Here is a 15,325-nt window from a genome sequence, read left to right as displayed (position 1 = left end):
CGTGCGCGAAGCCGCATGGCTCGCCATCTCGGCGACACTCACCCGTTCATTGCGCAGAAAGCGCGTAAAACGCACCTCCTGCGCTCGGTCCCCCGCAAGACGACGAATGCATGAACCAGGCCGGCGAACGAGGGCGTCATGCAACGACGCCCCCCTTTTTCCAGGCGACGATCGCCAAATCGTCCCAGTCCAACCTCCATCGACATAAGACCTCCCTCCACAAGACCGCCTCTCATCAGGGAATCAGTCTTCGCCGATCTTCGCAACAAAGATGTGTGCATTAGATAGCCGGCGGTCCGGGACCTTGCCCGGCAGCACCTTCAATTCCTGCAGTTGTCCGTCGCTCAGGACGAAAACGCCGAACGTGCTGGGAAGCGGAAACCCAGGCTCAGCCGCGGAGGCAGGGGAGACGGTCGGTGCGTTGGCCACTGCCTGCGGACGCTCGATGGGTGCGCCTTCTCGCGGCGCGGAAGGCGCGTTCTGTGCCGGTGCGCGCGGAGGGCGCAGGAGCGCGACGATACCGGATCGCGCCGTTGGCCAGGAGAAGACGGCTGCGCCAACGATCGCGAGAACGAGCAATACCGCTGCGAGCCGGATGGGCGTGCTGAAGTCGCTCCATCGTTTCGATCGGCTGAAAGCGGAAAGCGCTGCAGTCCGGTGCTGGGGTGTTGCGCGCGCCAAGAACGGTGGAGCGGACATCGCTTGCGGGAATTCTGGCTTGGCCGTGCCCGGGCTGGTGGGCGATGCAAGCAGTGTGATGTCCTGGCTGCCTTCGGCGAAGAGGCGTTCGACCTCGCCGATCGCGCTCTCCAGCACCTCCATGGTCTGCCGCGAATGTCTGGCGTCGCCATGTCCGAATTGCTCGAGCAGGCGGATGCGGGCCAGGTCATAGACCAGCTCGCGCATTTGCATCGGATCAGCGGAGACGGACTGTAGCCGCGCGGAGAGAATGCGAATGAACTCCGCCCTCATCGCCGAATTTTGCGCAGTGTCAGACGGGTCGCCGGAAGCAGTCATTGCAATCGATCAAACTTCTTCTCTCTGCCTAGCAGCAAGAACGCGGGCATCAAAGTCCGAAGCATGGACTGCAACCCGTTGCCGCGGACCGATGTCGATAAGGCGCTTGCTTTTGCCGGAAAACCTGCAACATTCCGGGGAGTCATTCTTTAGTCGGTACTTTGATATGCGCGGCGTTCTGCCAGCTCTCGGTCTTTCCATCGTTTTGATGCAGCCGGCATTGGCGCAAGGCATCAAGGATCCGCCGAACTATCCGATGTCGGCCTCGCAGCGCGCGCAGAAGGCGCAGACAACGCAGAGCGCGTCACGGCCTACGACGATTCGCAACGTTGCAACCGGTAGCCTGCCCGCGGGCATGGCCGTCCAGCGGGTGTACCGCGACGGCAAACTTGTCGCACTCCCGCGATATTAGATCTCGGGAACTGCGGGCGGGCTTAGGCGTTTCTCGTCGCTCAGGAGACAAGGCGATGAAGGGCGTATTGTTGTTCGTATCTGTTCTGATCATCCCATCCGCCGCTGCCGCGCAGGGGGTGAGAGACCCGTCGACCCCGAACACGAATCAGGTCTTCACGGTGAATCCGCCCCAGCAGCCCGCGCGGCCAACTGCGACGCCCAACGTCCCGACCCAGATACCTTCTCCACCGCTTGGAGTACGACGCGCGCTTCCCTACCGAAGCAATGTCCGAGGAAGCGGCATCCGATAATCAGGTACACCTATCTCCGGTTGCGTGCGGTGGCAGCAGGATGAACGGATGGAAGACTGCGGCCACGCTTGTTGTTGCACTCGGCATCGTCGATTGCGCAAACCTCTCGTGCGCCGAAGACGTAGCGGCCAGCACCACGGATGACAGTCCGCTGCAGCCCGAGATATCGCGCAATGCGTGGCGGCAGAGGATCGAGGACGCGAAAAGAAGGGCGCGGGAAGTCGCGCAAGAGCGGCGGGAGCACCCCGAGCTCTATATGCCGATTCCCGAAGATCCCGACCTCGTCGCCACCGAGCGCGTTCTTAACGACGAAAGCCTGCAGGCCGGCGACATCGTCTCAACCAACCAGGGAATGTTTGTCTTCCGCGGCCGCACCGACCAGCCGCGGCGAGAGGAGGACTTTGTTCCGTTGCCGGCACGATGAGCCCGGCCGCAGGCGTGGCCTGCACATAAAGAAACCCAAAGCGAGGTGCTTGACGCCCGCTTGGAGAACTCGCACATCCAGGCGAACTGTCCAACGAACGCCATGAATGCCCGCGATTTTGCGCTGCAAATCGATCAGATAATTATGGCCTCACGTCCGAGCATCCGCATCGCCCGAAAAGCCCACTCCAAAGCGGAGGCGGATTTTGCCACATGGCTGATGATGGCCAAGCTCGGGAGCTTCGATGACTTGCCTCCAAATGCGCAAGGGTTCTTGCTCAGCTATCGAGCCAGGCTCGAGCGGATGAGCGAGGCCGAGTCGAAAGCGGTGGCAGTTCGCGAGGTCTACGACGCCTATTATGGCGAGATGGGAGGCGTTGGCGCGGCGCCGGAACTGGAAGCTCTCGCTACGTCAGTGGATAACGGCGTCGTGCGGTCGCAGGGACAGCGTAAGCCTCCGCCAGCTCGGCAATCGGCGGCCGCCCCCGAAAGGCCAGCCGTCCGAAAATCCGTGCCGGCCCTGCTGATCTTCGCAGCCATGGTGGCTCTGCTCGTCGCCTACAAATTTCTGATAAATTGAGCGGTCAGATTCCTGTTTTGACGCGTTTTCTTCACGCGAACCGGTATCCACTTCGCTCGAAAACGCTCTAGCGCTTCGGCTTGGGGAGCACCATCCTGCCTTGGGACGCAACGCCACCCCATTTCGCGGACCAGGCGACTTCCGAGCCTGAGGGTCGCTCGGCGACTTCCTGACCCCGAGCTCCCTGCAGTGCAAACAGGGCGCCCTGGGGATCGACACATCGCGCGATCCAGCAACCATCAGGCAGTTCGATCGGACCCTGAAGGATCCGGCCTCCGCCAGCATTGACGCGCTTCGCAGCCGCGCCGATGTCGTCGACATTGAAATAATAGAGCCAGCATGGCTGCGGCACGCTCGGAAGCTTGGTGAGCATGCCGCCGATCGTCTGTCCGGCCGCCGAAAACAATTGATACAAATCTGCGGGATCGGTTTCAGCGTTGGCCTTCTGCCAGCCAAAAAGCTCGCCGTAAAAATCAAAGATCTTGTTGCGGTCTTGAGCCAGCAATTCGTGCCAGCCCACGCGCCCAGGTTCGTCTAACCCAATTGGTTGCCGTTGGCCGTACGTCAGTCCAGTGACCAGCGCAAAGGTCGCCATTTGCGGATCGGCGACCACTGAAATTCGCCCGATATTGCTGTCGGTCGGCGGCACGAAGATGGCGCCTCCGAGACGCCCGATCTCGGCGGCCGTCGCATCCATGTCATCGACGGCGACGTAACCGACCCATCTCGGCGTTGCCCCCAATCGTCGCCCTTCTTCCGGGAGATCCATAAGCCCGCCTACCGGGACATCGCCGGCAGTCAGCACCGTGTAGGCCAGTTCCGGAGTCGATGCGTCCTTCACACTCCAGCCGACGACTTCGCCATAAAAGGCGCTTGCTGCTGCAAGGTCCGTGGTCAGGAGTTCATACCAAGCGAAGCGTCCGAGTTGGTCAACCAAACCAGTTTCTCCGTTCAGCCTGGGGACGATTGCGGCACTGCATCAGCGGCGTCGTTGCAATTTGCGCCGCGGTGCGATGACGAAAATATGGCGGTCTCGTTCATGAAGATGAATGCAATCTGAACGCGCGTCATCGCACTTTGGTGTATGCGTCAATCTTGCTTGCCTTGCGCGCTCAGCGTACAGTTACTCTGACGGATATCCTTCTTGCAACGTTCGGAGGATGCGACCATGCAGCGGCTGAAGCAAGCTTCGAAAAAGAAGCGCGTAACCAAAACCGCCGTACCGGCACTAGGAGCAGCCGGACTAACTTTTTCGCTAGCCGGTAGCGCATTAGCAGCGGTCGTACCGACAGGCGATCTTCAACAGAGGCCGAATTCCGCACCTGGACCGGTGATCACGCTCGGTGAAGAGGAACTTGCCGACGTCAGCCTCGCCACCTTCCATCTCTTCGACAACGAAAGCATCGCTGGCGGCGTGCAGCTCGCTCGCGGATGCGGTGGCTGCCACGGATGTGGTGGGTGCCGGGGATGCGGTGGCTTCCGCGGATGCGGTGGTTGTCGCGGTTGCGGAGGCTGTGGATGCAGAGCCTGCCGATGCGGCGTCGGATTTGGTGGCTGTGGCGGCGGTTGGATAGGGATCGGCGTGCCGTGGGTGGCATGCGCAGGTTGCTGTGCATCGTGGGGCCGGTGCCGCTGGTGCTAGGCGGCGGCGCGTCCTGATTGCGTATCAACAAGCCGCGATTGCATTGGCCGGGCTCGCGATCGACCCGGCCAGTTTCTTTGTCCTCGTCGTAACGTTCGCCCGCCAGCGTGGACAGCTTGCCGGTAACAAGCGAGTGTGATCCAACTCAATCGAACAATTCCAGAAGGCGCCAGCGCGCAAGTCCGGCTGGGCCAACGGCTCGCCGTGCGCTGGCGATCTGAGATGACAGCCAACAAGGTTCGCGTGCTCACCCGATGACAGCCAATCGCAAGACCCGTGTTGCAAGCCAGACCCGCAAAGGCATTTTGCGGTTCGCGCCAAATTTCACCGCCTATGTCCTGCCTCCCGATGTGGTCTGCCTCTATTCCGAGGATCGCAAGTTCTTCCTGCACGGCGAGCTCTATTGTGCTCTGGCCACGGCGATCGGAAAGAATGGGAAAGCAGCACCGGAACTCATTCGCCAGCTTTCGAAGAGCTTCCCGCCCGACAAGATCGAGGAAGCGATCAAGCGGCTGCTCGAGCGTCGATATGTCGTGACAGCGGCATCGCACGGATTCGGCGACGCCGTCGCTGGATATTGGGCGAGCCTCGGCCTGCCTCCCGGGGTCGCTGAACAGAATCTGCGCGACTGGCCCGTGCAGGTGGAATCGATCGACGTCAAAGGCGCCACGCAACTGACCGCCGCCTTGAGCAAACTCGGCGTTCGATTCGCCAAGCGTTCGCCCAAGCTCGTGATCACGCTGGTGAACGACTATCTTGACCGGCGGTTGGCCGAGATGAACGGCGAGCGCGTGGCCGACAAGACGCCGTGGCTGCTGGTGCAGCCGTCCGGCGTGTTTCCGCTGGTGGGACCGGTGTTCAAACCGGGCGAGAGCGCCTGCTGGACGTGTCTGTTCGATCGCATGATACGCAATCGCGAGATCAAGGGGTTTCTCGATCGCGGATCTGTGCGCCCGGTCGCCGTATCGCCTCTGGTCAATGACCCCATTGGGCAGACCGCAATCCATTTCGCCGCCGTCGAAATTGCGAAGGCGATTGCTTCCGGCTTTCGCACGGACCTGCGCGATCACATTGCAAGCTTCGACCTGACTGGTGCGGTCATCGCCAAGCACCATGTCGCGCGGCGCCCGCAATGTCCGACCTGCGGCAGCAAGAAGCTGCAGAATCCGCGTCGGGCGGCGATGCCGATCGAGATCGCCGAGGGCAGAAAGCTCATCATGACCAGCGGTGGATACCGCACCGTGACGTCTCGAGCCACCGTGGCGCGTTTCCGCAAACATGTAAGCGCGCTGACCGGCGTGGTTACGCGGCTCGAGCGGATCGAGGCCGATCTGCCGATGAACACCAATTTCTTCGCCCACCACAATTTCTCTGCACCGGCCCTCAGCGTCGACCAACTCAGGTCGGGACTGAGCGGCGGTAGCTTCGGCAAGGGCTCGACAGCCGAGCAGGGCGAAGCCAGCGCTTTGATGGAAGCGATCGAGCGCTACTCGGGCATTTTTCAGGGTGACGAGATCAGGACGGAGCGCCGCTTTGTCGATTTCGCTCCCGGCGACGCGCTGCTTCCCAACGATGTCCAGCTTTTCAGCGAAACCCAGTTTCAAAACAGGTATGCGCCGCCACCGGACGATTCACATCCGGTTCCTGAGCCGTTCGATCCCTCGACCAAGACCGAGTGGTCACCGGTCTGGTCGCTGCGCGACAAGCGCTTCAGACATCTTCCGACCGGCCTGCTGTACTTCTTCTATGGCGGCTTCCATACCGATTCCAACGGATGCGCGGCCGGCAACACCCGCGAGGAAGCCATCGTTCAAGGCTTCCTCGAACTCGTTGAACGAGATGCCTACGCTATCTGGTGGTACAATCGGCTGCAGCGTGCCGAGGTCGATCTCAAGCAGTTCGACGATTCCTACGTGCAGGATCTGCAGACACAGTTTGCCGATGCCGGGCGCAGGCTGTGGGTGCTCGACATCACCAGCGATCTCGGCATTCCCGCTTACGTGGCGATCACGCACTGGATGCAGAACGGACATGAAAATATCGAGTTCGGTTCCGGCGCGCATTTCGATCGCCGGATAGCCCTGCTGCGTTCGCTCACCGAGCTGACCCAGTTCATGTCGATCGGCATGATGGGCGGCGGAAGCGGCGAGAAGCCGACGCTTGACGGCGTCACGCCGCTGCGCCTGCGGGATTACCCGTTCCTGATCCCCAGCGACAATCCGATTGTCCCGCCGGCGCCAAGCCTCAAGGTTCACGACAATACGCGCGACCAGGTCAACGCCTGCGTCGAGATCGCCACCGGCGCGGGATACGATTTCCTCGTGCTCGACCAGACGCGGCCCGATGTCGAGGTCCCCGTCGTCAGAGTGCTCGTTCCAGGCTTGCGGCATTTCTATCGCCGCTTCGCACCGGGCCGGCTTTACGATGTTCCGGTGAAGCTCGGATTACTGGATCGCCCGCGGCCGGAAAGCGAACTCACTCCGTTCCTTCCGCACACCTGAGGGTGGTCCTTCGTGCCCGCTCCACGGAAAAAGCCGACCAGCAAGATCGCGCCAGTCATTACCGCCCGATTGAACGGTCGTTTTTCCCTTCAGATGCAGGCGGACGGAAACGTCGTCATCTCCCTAGGCGACCATCTGGTCAGTCTGGGACCGTTGAGCGCGGCCGCGATGGACCGCGCCGGACACCTGACGACCGGTCTGCCGCTCGCTTCCTTCGCCGGCAAGAGCGCGCTTGCGAGGGAAGTCGACGTGCTCGTACATCGACTGGCGCGGCATGGGCTTCTCGAATACCGCCTGTCCAGTCCGGGTGACGAGCGGGACGTCGTGGTCATTGAGCCGCAGGTCCCCGAGTACTGGCCGCAGCGCGCCAAGCTGGGCGACGGTGATACGGTCGTGCTGTCGCGCTTCGCCTATCTGCGTCGGCGCGGCAACGAGATGGTGCTGGAATCGCCGCGCGCCGGCGCGCTGTTTCGGATTGGCGATCCCGCCATCGCCGCTACCCTCGCTGCGCTGTCACGGCCGCAAAAGATCGGCAAGCTTCGCCGCCAGGCGGCCTCCGTCAACCTCGACCTGGTCGGGCTGCTGCTTGACAGCCAGATTCTGCTCAAGCTCGACGCGAAGAGCGGCGAGGGCCTTCGGCTGAATGAAGGCGACGGCAATCTCGTTCTCTGGGATTTTCATGATCTCGTGTTTCACACGCGGAGCACGGAGGGCCGGCAGGCCAATCTGCTTGGCGGCACCTTCGCCTATGCGGGCGCCGTTCCACCGCTGCCCGCGGTGCGTGCACCTTGGCCCGGCAAGACAATCGACTTGCGCAAATTCTCCATCTCGGAGCCGATCTCATCCTTCGCAAAGTTGTTGCGCGAACGCCGTTCGATACGGGATTTCGACGACGAGCATCCGGTCACCCTCGCCGAGCTCGCGCAGTTTCTCGACACGACCGCCCGCGTGCTGTCGGAATGGAAGAGCGGCGCGAGTTTCGACGGCGGTCCCGAAGTCACCTACAGCACAAGGCCCTATCCGTCGGCCGGCAGCGCGTACGAACTGGAATTGTACCTCGCGGTGTCCAACTGCGAGGGGCTTGCCCGCGGACTTTACCATTACGATGCGGGCGGCCACGCGTTGGTAGCGATCGGCGCCTCCGCCCAGCAGCTCCATTCGCTCTCGACAGCGGCCGAGTTTGCCATGGACGCGCCCGGTCCGCCGCAGGTCCTGATCATGATCGCCGCGCGCTTCGGGCGGATCTCCTGGAAATACAGCTCGATCGCGTATTCGCTGATCCTGAAGGATGTTGGCATCATGCTTCAGACATTCTACCTGGCCGCGACTGATATGGGCCTTGGCGGCTGCGCCATCGGCATTACCAACATCGATCTGTTTGCAAAAATGACGGAGCTCGAATTTCACGTGGAGAGCCCGGTCGGTCAATTCGCACTCGGGCGCGGCAAGAAACCGCTTGCCGCAAGCTAGAGAACCGGCCGCATTGTTTCGCAATACATGACGGTCCGCGCGCGGCACGGCTGCGTCGTGAGAAGCGGCTCGCGCCATTCAAAATCGCTCAGGTCATATCGGCTCATCCAAAGTCTGAATCAGATTCCGCCACGAGATGGAAGTTCCTAGGCGGCAACGCCCCAATTCTTGTCCTTCCCGCCGTTCTATCGCATCCTGAAAAGCGGACGTGCGAACCGCTTTGAGGACAGGAATTTCGATGGCGACATCACTGTACGATCTTAGCGTGCCCACCTTCCTTCAGACTGTGCAGGCTGTTGGGGGTTTTCTTGACCGTGCTGCCGCTCATTGCTCGGAGACGGGCGCTGATCCCGACGATTTCGTCAACGCGCGCCTCTTCGACGACATGGCGCCTTTTCACTTTCAGATCGAAGCGGCTTGGCACCATGCCGTGTGGGGACTGGAAGCCGCGAAGACCGGTGTTTTTGCTCCACCTGCGCTGGTTGGACCGGTTCCGTTCGCCGATTTGCGGGCCATGATCGACAAGGCGGAAATGGCGCTGGCGGCCTTCACCCCCGACGAGGTGAATAGCTGGGCGAGCAAGGATTTGGACCTTCAGATTGGTCCGCGAAGGCTCGCCTTCACTTCGGAGACCCTCATTCTCTCCTTCTCGTTGCCGAACTTCCATTTTCACGCCGTCACTGCCTACGACATCCTGCGCTCGCGAGGCGTACCTCTCGGAAAGCGCGATTACGAGGGACGGCTACGCACCCGATCAGCGTAAACCGAAAGTCTACGATCCGCCCCCGCACGAAAAAGCAGGCGTTCCGCGATCCATCAATCTCAGCCGTTCCGATCTATGGGTCCACGGCCTAGCTCGATACGTGCAGTAAGAAGTGGTCGCATTGAAACAAAAATTGATCGAATCCTCCAAGAAGAGCGAGGATATTTCCTAGAAATGGCTTGATTTCTCCGTTCGCTAACTCGTCAGCGGTACTTTATTTGATGAGTAGGCAATCATGATTGATCAGCAACTAGCTCTACGGGCAATTGGCGAAGCCCGACTCATTTTGGAAGAATACGTCCGGCCTTCTCCTGCACGCTCTGACTTGATCGTTGCTGCAATCCGATTGCCGCAACGAAGCGGTTGAGCGCGCTCATGAGACAGCCGCTACAATCGTTGGCTTTGACCGCGTGTATTTCAGTGCTCCCGTTGATCGGGATATCAAATGCGCAGGCAAAGCAACAATGCAGCGCCGCGATGCCATCAAATCCGCAGGGGCAGTGGTGGTCCTATCGCCTCATCGACGGAAGAAAATGCTGGTATGCGGGCAAGCCGATGCTTTCGAAAGCGTTGCTCGAGTGGCCCAGGAAGGCGTCTGTCGAATCGGGTTCTCCAGAAGTCGGAGGCGTCGTCATGGCGAAGACTGGCGACCCATTGGACGCACAAGCGTTGGCACTGAGAGAGACTGACACCTTCGAAGCGCGATGGCGTGCCCGGATATCTATTTGCGGCGCATGCAATTGATCAACATTCATGACCGAGCGATACGAGCTCGCATGGCATTGGTCGTCGGTGCGAAGAGGTTGATTGTCTGTTCGCCGGCGTGCACCTCGACGAGATAGACGGCGATATTCTCTGCGCCAAGGACGAGGGTACCGCCGCAAGGGATCAAGGGCGAATTCGGACTGCGCGTTCGGTTGCTGCGTCCAAGATATTGGGACGCGAGCTCATGCCGACTGTTTCATAGGTCTGGACACCGTTGACGTGCCCGCGTTTGGGGCGCCGGGCTTCGCCATCCGCAAGCCACCGCCGCTTTGTCCGGAAGTTGGACAGTGGGCTCCAGCGGCACCGCCGGGCGAGAGTCAGCAGAAGCCATCTGCAATTTCGAGCGCGAGTCCGGTCAGCGCAGAAAGCCGACATCGCGACGTTGGTCAGCCTTGGGCCATAAGGCGAAACAGCTATGATATGAAAGGGGCCTCCAACTGAGTGGCGTTGCATCCGAGAATTACCCATCATGGACGAGATCACGAGGTCATTGAACGAGTTCGATCCGATTGTCGGCGGAAGACCTTTGCGATTAGTCCAGACAGAGCGCTTAAAATTGCCTTCCTGATCCGCGGTGATGATTGGCGCCCTCTGAGAGCACCATGGTCACTCGCGCCATGTTTGGCCTAATCGCCGGATGTCTGCTTATCCGCTGACGCGCCACGACGCGATTTCCGGGTTCAAATGGGTCGAGCGCTCGGCCTTACTTGTGTAATGGCGACGCCGCAGATCGCGAGCAGCCCACCGACAATCAACTTTGGGGTCATGCGGTCGCCAAGGAACAACACGCTCGAAATCAAGGCGAACACCGGAAGCAGCAGACCGAACGGCGCGACGCGGCCCATGGAGCAACGGGCGATCAGCCAGAACCAGAGGCCAAACCCAACAATTCCTCCGATGAAAATTGTGTAGGCGAGCGCCAGCCAACCACGTTCATCCGCCGTGACAAGGCTCGCCAGTTGTCCATATTCGAGGAGCAACGACATCAGCATGACCTGCGGCACCGTGAGCAGCGACGACCACCCCATCAACATCAGGGGATCGAAAGGGCCATAGCGTTTCGTCAAGACGTTGGATACCGCGAATGCGAAGGCTGCCCCGACCACAAGCAGCAGCGGAAGCGCGTTTGCCGACAGGCCAGGCTCCGCTGCCAACACGACCACGCCGACGAATGCAAGCACCACTCCGGCGGATGTGGTGCGAGACGGCCTCTCCGCGAGCAGCGGCCAGGCTAACAGGACGGTGAAGGGCGTGGCGAGTTGATATGCGACGGCCGACATGCTTCCCGAGCCGAGCCCAAGGCCAACATAGAAGAGCCCGAAGTTCAGTCCGCCAAAGAAAATCGAAATAGCGGCGATAGGGCCGAACTGTTGACGCGTGGGCCTTTTGACGAACGGAACCAGCAGCAGCGCGATGGCCAGGAAGCGCAGTGCGAGGAAGAAGAGGGGCGGAAACTCCGTAACGCCCACCTTGATGGCCACGAACTGATAACCCCAGAGCAAGGGAACGGCCACCGCGCAGACGATCTGGATCGCAGACATGGCATCCTTCCTTTCAAGACCGATCAGTCCAAATATCGACGTGCCATTAGCGAAGACGTCCATGGGTTCTTCTACTTGATGAAGCGGTCGAGAAGGGCCTCAACGGTGGCTTGCGATGTGGTCCGTGTCGGTGCCGTTTTGCCGACTACTCGCAGCCCTTCAACGAAACAAACGAGAATTCGGGCGGCACTTGAAGGCTCAACACCATCGGCCAACTTGCCCGCCGTCCTCGCACGGGAAAGCGCATCCGCCACCCTGGCCTCCATGGCTTTGAAAAAGCTCGCGATGCGACGACCAACTTCAGCATCCTGGCCGGCCAGCTCCATGGCCGTGGCCACCAGCAGGCATCCGCGCCGACCATTGGCGCCGCTCGTGCGGTCAACATAACCGGCAAGGTAGGCCCGCAGGCCGTCGACCGGCTCTCTGCGGGGGTCGAGTTCGACATCCATCCGTGTCAGGGCATCGGCGATGTAGCGATCAAGCGCACGCAAGAAGAGCGAGTGTTTGTCACCGAAAGCGGCGTAAAGGCTGCCACGCGAGAGCTTCGTCGCACGAAGAAGGTCCGGGAGCGCCGTGGCGTGATAGCCGCGCGACCAGAATACATCCATCGCGCGCTCGACAGCGGCTTCCACGTCGAAACTTCGGGGGCGGCCACGGGGCAACTGCATTGGGGTTTGGCGGCTCATTGCTGATATATAGACCAATTGGTCTTTAAATCGCAAGTGACCCGCTCGTAAGGTACCAACGGCGCCCTCGCTCGTCCCCTGTAAATGACCGCAAGGCTCTGAAAGCCAAGGCCGTTTCTCGCGCCTGGCCGATTGCACCGGCCGCAGGTGTAGTCTCCTTGGCCTCAGAAACCGAGGAGTAGGGTCATGCCAGACAATGCATCCGGTCGGCTGACCATCCCCGGCCGCACGTCCCGCATCCCCGCCACAAACGAGGCAGAGCGTACCTTGGGTCGAGACGGGCGGATGGATGCCGCAAAGGAGATGGGCCAGCACAAGGGAGAAGCCGATGACCAGATCAAATGCGATGATTATTCGCAAAGCCTACGAGGACTTCGCGCTGGGAAACGTCCCTGCGGTCTTTGCAGCCTTCGATCCGAGCATTACTTGGCATGTTCCCGGCCATAGTCCGCTATCAGGCGATTACACCGGGCACGATCAGGTGGGGAGCTTCTTTCAACGCACGATGGAGCTTTCCGGGGGGCTGTTTAGCATTGATGTGCACAACGTCCTGGCCGAGGGCGATCTCGTGGTCGTGTTGGCCACCGCAAATGCAGAGAGAAGGGGGGTCTCCGAGAGATTTCCGGAGGTGCATGTCTGGAAAATGAAGGACGGGAAGGCGATCGAGTTCCGCGAGTATCAAGGTGACGAGCAGCGAGAGGATCGCTTCTGGTCCTGAGACCGGATTTGAGACCCGCTCGCCAAGCCGCGCTCTTGATGTTTACGATCCACTAGCCGCTGGCCCCATCGGCATTGGGAAACCGCCATGAAAATTAGATGCTATACCAAGGCGTCTCTTGCTCTCGCAACTTTGTTCATGGCGCCAGTCAATGTCAGCATGGCACCCGCAATGGGGCAGCCGGCCGCGCTCACGACCAAACAATCGAACGCACGCGATACCTACACTCACTCATTGAGCAACTTCAAATCGATCCTGAACGAGCGGCGCAGCGAGATCGACTCGAATCGCCGGCTTCCGAACCTGCCGGGACAAGCACTCTATCTTGCACGTATCGATCTCATGAGTGCCTACAAGGATCTCACGGATGCGCTTCCATCCAAAATCGGAAGACCCAACAAATTCGGAATTCCTCCCGAGTACTTTGACGCCGATATTGAGCCGCTGGTTGATGAGTACGGCAAGCTCTTCGACCTCATGGAGGCGCCGCCCGCCAACGCGCAAAACTCGGCGACACCGTTCAAGGATGTTTTCGATTTGGGCGTTGCGATCGCGCGAGCCAAGGGCCTTGATGCCACTCAGGCCGAAGCGGCAGGTCGGATCAGCCTGGGGCTCTTTTTTGCGGAGACAAACGGCAAGCAAAATGTCGGGAATGCGCGCTCGAATACATACAAGGGTAGTCTGCAGACAGGACCAGATGAGGATCGGAATGGCCGAAGGAAATGGGAGGCCCTGAAGAAGTCGATGATCACCTCTGATCCGGAATTGATCGCTCGCGATGACAGGGAAGAGGCGCGGATCGGCGACATGGATCATCGGCTCAATCACTGGACCGCGGTGAGAGACGGCCTCATGAACGCCCACGCAGACCTTTTCCGGGAAATCCCCGCAATCGTGAAAACGCTGCCAAGCCCGATCGATCAAATGAAATTCTTTGAGCTCATACAGATCATTCCGACGCCGACAAGGTCCGCGCTCAGGTCGGGCCACTTGACGGACTACAGGGTGTCCGACCGCGTGATCATGAGGCATCTGCGAAACAACAGTATCTTCGCTTTTGGACAAGCCGACAGAAGAAGAACATCGGCATCCTTCCGCGAAATTCTTGATGCGATGTGGCTTTTCAATAGGAAATTTGAGCGAGCGATTTCGAAGGTTGAAGAAGTCAGGGCGCGGTAAAGGGTTGTTCTTCCGTACGGCCGAGGGTCAGCCAGAGCACCGGCCCTATCGGCGAAACGGTCAGCGCGGCCACGACTGCGCCTTGAGCGGCCTGATTGTCCTCCGCCTGGATCGAAGCATCGAGCGCGGGTTGATTCAGAACCTGCGCCGTCAGCCGTGCCCAATCCTGGGGGCCGCCCCAAAATCAGGGTTCGACAGGGCCGTCGGGACGCGACCGGGCTTCGGGTGAATTCGGGGGCCAACCCCCGTGACGACGTACTCGAACCGGAATAGCATCCGCGCATTGGAGGCGATCATGTTCAACCCAACTCAAATTGTCATCCAAGCGTTCGTTGAGCAACTTAAAGGCAAGTACGGCCAAATCTACGGAATCCTCGAGCCCGCCTATCCGGATATCATTGGTTTCGTCGGGCGCCTCGCGCTGGAGAATATTGCCAACAGCGATGCGGCCTACCACGACATGAACCACACCATCATGGTGACGTTGGTCGGCCAGGACATTCTACTCGGCAAGCATACGATCGAAGGTGGCGTCAGGCCCCGCGACTGGCTCCATTTCATGATTTCGCTCTTGTGCCACGACATCGGCTATGTGCGTGGGGTCTGTCGGGGCGACCGGAATGGACAATATGTCTGTAACGAAAACGGTGATCTCGTGCAAATATCCGCCGGAGCCACGGACGCATCCTTGACCCCGTATCATGTCACGCGATCCAAGCTCTTTGTCCGCGAACGTTTCGGCAGGGTGAGCTTGACCGACATCGATACGCAAGAAATCGAGGCAAACATCGAGCACACGCGCTTTCCGGTACCGGAGGGCGAGGAGCATACCAATACAACGGATTATCCTGGCTTGCTTCGTGCAGCCGATTTGATCGGCCAATTGGCCGACATCGACTATCTGCGCAAGACGTCGGCCTTGTTTGCCGAATTTCGGGAAACCGGTGCGAGCGGGAAGCTCGGATATCAAACTCCCGATGATTTACGCGCAGCGTACCCCACTTTTTCTGGAATGCTGTCTGCCCCTATATCGGCGACGCACTTCGGTATCTGCGGGTCACGCAGGAAGGCAAGCAATGGATCGCCAATCTCTATGCGCACGTGTTCTCAGAAGAGCACCGGGGAGCCATTACTGGTGCACTGCCGAGTGGCCCAGCTGGCGGAGGCAGCGGGTCACCAGCGTCGCTTTGACCGCGTTACGACCGCGTCCGGTCTTCCCCTGACGCAAAATTTGCGCCTACATTGCTCCGGCTTGGCGTTACGTACGACGGCAGAACCAACTAATTGACGGATTGCATGGGTGCCGACCGGCTTCGACTATCTACATCCATGACAT

13 protein-coding genes are annotated in these 15,325 nt (G+C 60.1%); 9 read left to right on the top strand and 4 right to left on the bottom strand.

Annotated elements, in window-relative coordinates; translation table 11 throughout:
- Positions 1 to 243: 243 nt before the first annotated feature.
- The gene (locus K288_RS46225) at positions 244 to 906 is read right to left on the bottom strand and encodes a hypothetical protein (RefSeq protein WP_152535626.1); all 663 of its coding nucleotides are present in this window, start codon (positions 904 to 906) and stop codon (positions 244 to 246) included.
- 49 nt (positions 907 to 955) lie between these two features.
- Here K288_RS46225 and K288_RS54830 point away from each other — a divergent pair, with 49 nt between their 5' ends.
- From K288_RS54830 to K288_RS0122225, 3 genes are all read left to right on the top strand, one after another.
- Positions 956 to 1,429, top strand: coding sequence for a hypothetical protein (locus K288_RS54830; protein ID WP_244443210.1), 474 nt, complete (start codon positions 956 to 958; stop codon positions 1,427 to 1,429).
- 266 nt (positions 1,430 to 1,695) lie between these two features.
- Positions 1,696 to 2,145 (top strand): hypothetical protein, encoded by a 450-nt coding sequence (locus tag K288_RS54825; RefSeq protein ID WP_244443209.1) that lies wholly within the window; start codon positions 1,696 to 1,698, stop codon positions 2,143 to 2,145.
- A 144-nt stretch (positions 2,146 to 2,289) separates the two neighbouring features.
- Positions 2,290 to 2,724, top strand: a complete 435-nt coding sequence (locus K288_RS0122225) for a hypothetical protein (protein WP_027581547.1) — start codon at positions 2,290 to 2,292, stop codon at positions 2,722 to 2,724.
- 67 nt (positions 2,725 to 2,791) lie between these two features.
- Here the strand turns inward: K288_RS0122225 and K288_RS0122220 are convergent, their stop codons facing one another.
- Positions 2,792 to 3,661: a VOC family protein gene (locus K288_RS0122220; protein WP_244443208.1), complete on the bottom strand. Its 870-nt coding sequence runs from the start codon at positions 3,659 to 3,661 to the stop codon at positions 2,792 to 2,794.
- A gap of 959 nt (positions 3,662 to 4,620) precedes the next feature.
- On the opposite strand from K288_RS0122220, the gene K288_RS0122205 reads away from it, so the two are divergent.
- From K288_RS0122205 to K288_RS0122190, 3 genes are all read left to right on the top strand, one after another.
- Positions 4,621 to 6,867 (top strand): TOMM precursor leader peptide-binding protein, encoded by a 2,247-nt coding sequence (locus tag K288_RS0122205; RefSeq protein ID WP_027581545.1) that lies wholly within the window; start codon positions 4,621 to 4,623, stop codon positions 6,865 to 6,867.
- A 93-nt stretch (positions 6,868 to 6,960) separates the two neighbouring features.
- Positions 6,961 to 8,337, top strand: coding sequence for a SagB family peptide dehydrogenase (locus tag K288_RS0122200; protein WP_027581544.1), 1,377 nt, complete (start codon positions 6,961 to 6,963; stop codon positions 8,335 to 8,337).
- Positions 8,338 to 8,575: 238 nt separating this feature from the next.
- Positions 8,576 to 9,100 carry a DUF1993 domain-containing protein gene (locus tag K288_RS0122190; protein WP_027581543.1) on the top strand — a complete coding sequence of 175 codons (525 nt, stop codon included), beginning with the start codon at positions 8,576 to 8,578 and terminating at the stop codon, positions 9,098 to 9,100.
- Positions 9,101 to 10,545: 1,445 nt separating this feature from the next.
- On the opposite strand, the gene K288_RS0122185 is transcribed toward K288_RS0122190, so the two are convergent.
- A complete protein-coding gene (locus K288_RS0122185; protein WP_027581542.1) occupies positions 10,546 to 11,406 on the bottom strand; it encodes an EamA family transporter in 861 nt (286 codons plus the stop codon).
- Positions 11,407 to 11,477: 71 nt separating this feature from the next.
- Complete coding sequence (locus K288_RS0122180; protein WP_027581541.1) at positions 11,478 to 12,074, bottom strand: TetR/AcrR family transcriptional regulator; 597 nt, start codon at positions 12,072 to 12,074, stop codon at positions 11,478 to 11,480.
- Positions 12,075 to 12,420: 346 nt separating this feature from the next.
- On the opposite strand from K288_RS0122180, the gene K288_RS0122175 reads away from it, so the two are divergent.
- The 3 genes from K288_RS0122175 (at position 12,421) to K288_RS46215 (ending at position 15,277) form a co-directional block, all read left to right on the top strand.
- Entirely contained in the window at positions 12,421 to 12,810 is a 390-nt protein-coding gene (locus tag K288_RS0122175) for a nuclear transport factor 2 family protein (protein ID WP_084799689.1), read from the top strand.
- A gap of 138 nt (positions 12,811 to 12,948) precedes the next feature.
- A complete protein-coding gene (locus K288_RS0122170) occupies positions 12,949 to 13,989 on the top strand; it encodes a hypothetical protein (protein WP_244443207.1) in 1,041 nt (346 codons plus the stop codon).
- 295 nt (positions 13,990 to 14,284) lie between these two features.
- On the top strand, positions 14,285 to 15,277 hold the full coding sequence (locus tag K288_RS46215; RefSeq protein ID WP_201449708.1) for a metal-dependent phosphohydrolase: 993 nt from the start codon (positions 14,285 to 14,287) through the stop codon (positions 15,275 to 15,277).
- Positions 15,278 to 15,325: the final 48 nt, after the last annotated feature.

The organism is Bradyrhizobium sp. Ai1a-2 (genome assembly GCF_000426245.1).
Taxonomy (GTDB): Bacteria; Pseudomonadota; Alphaproteobacteria; order Rhizobiales; family Xanthobacteraceae; genus Bradyrhizobium.
The sequence above is the reverse complement of the archived record's forward strand: the minus strand, read 5'-3'. Positions and strand labels throughout refer to the sequence as shown.

Bases quoted from the DNA above. Each gene is read 5' to 3' on its own strand.
- K288_RS46225 (WP_152535626.1), bottom strand. From the start codon at position 906: ATGCGCGAGCTGGTCTATGACCTGGCCCGCATCCGCCTGCTCGAGCAA.
- K288_RS54830 (WP_244443210.1), top strand. From the start codon at position 956: ATGAACTCCGCCCTCATCGCCGAATTTTGCGCAGTGTCAGACGGGTCG.
- K288_RS54825 (WP_244443209.1), top strand. From the start codon at position 1,696: ATGTCCGAGGAAGCGGCATCCGATAATCAGGTACACCTATCTCCGGTT.
- K288_RS0122225 (WP_027581547.1), top strand. From the start codon at position 2,290: ATGGCCTCACGTCCGAGCATCCGCATCGCCCGAAAAGCCCACTCCAAA.
- K288_RS0122205 (WP_027581545.1), top strand. From the start codon at position 4,621: ATGACAGCCAATCGCAAGACCCGTGTTGCAAGCCAGACCCGCAAAGGC.
- K288_RS0122200 (WP_027581544.1), top strand. From the start codon at position 6,961: ATGCAGGCGGACGGAAACGTCGTCATCTCCCTAGGCGACCATCTGGTC.
- K288_RS0122190 (WP_027581543.1), top strand. From the start codon at position 8,576: ATGGCGACATCACTGTACGATCTTAGCGTGCCCACCTTCCTTCAGACT.
- K288_RS0122185 (WP_027581542.1), bottom strand. From the start codon at position 11,406: ATGTCTGCGATCCAGATCGTCTGCGCGGTGGCCGTTCCCTTGCTCTGG.
- K288_RS0122180 (WP_027581541.1), bottom strand. From the start codon at position 12,074: ATGCAGTTGCCCCGTGGCCGCCCCCGAAGTTTCGACGTGGAAGCCGCT.
- K288_RS0122175 (WP_084799689.1), top strand. From the start codon at position 12,421: ATGACCAGATCAAATGCGATGATTATTCGCAAAGCCTACGAGGACTTC.
- K288_RS0122170 (WP_244443207.1), top strand. From the start codon at position 12,949: ATGGCGCCAGTCAATGTCAGCATGGCACCCGCAATGGGGCAGCCGGCC.
- K288_RS46215 (WP_201449708.1), top strand. From the start codon at position 14,285: ATGTTCAACCCAACTCAAATTGTCATCCAAGCGTTCGTTGAGCAACTT.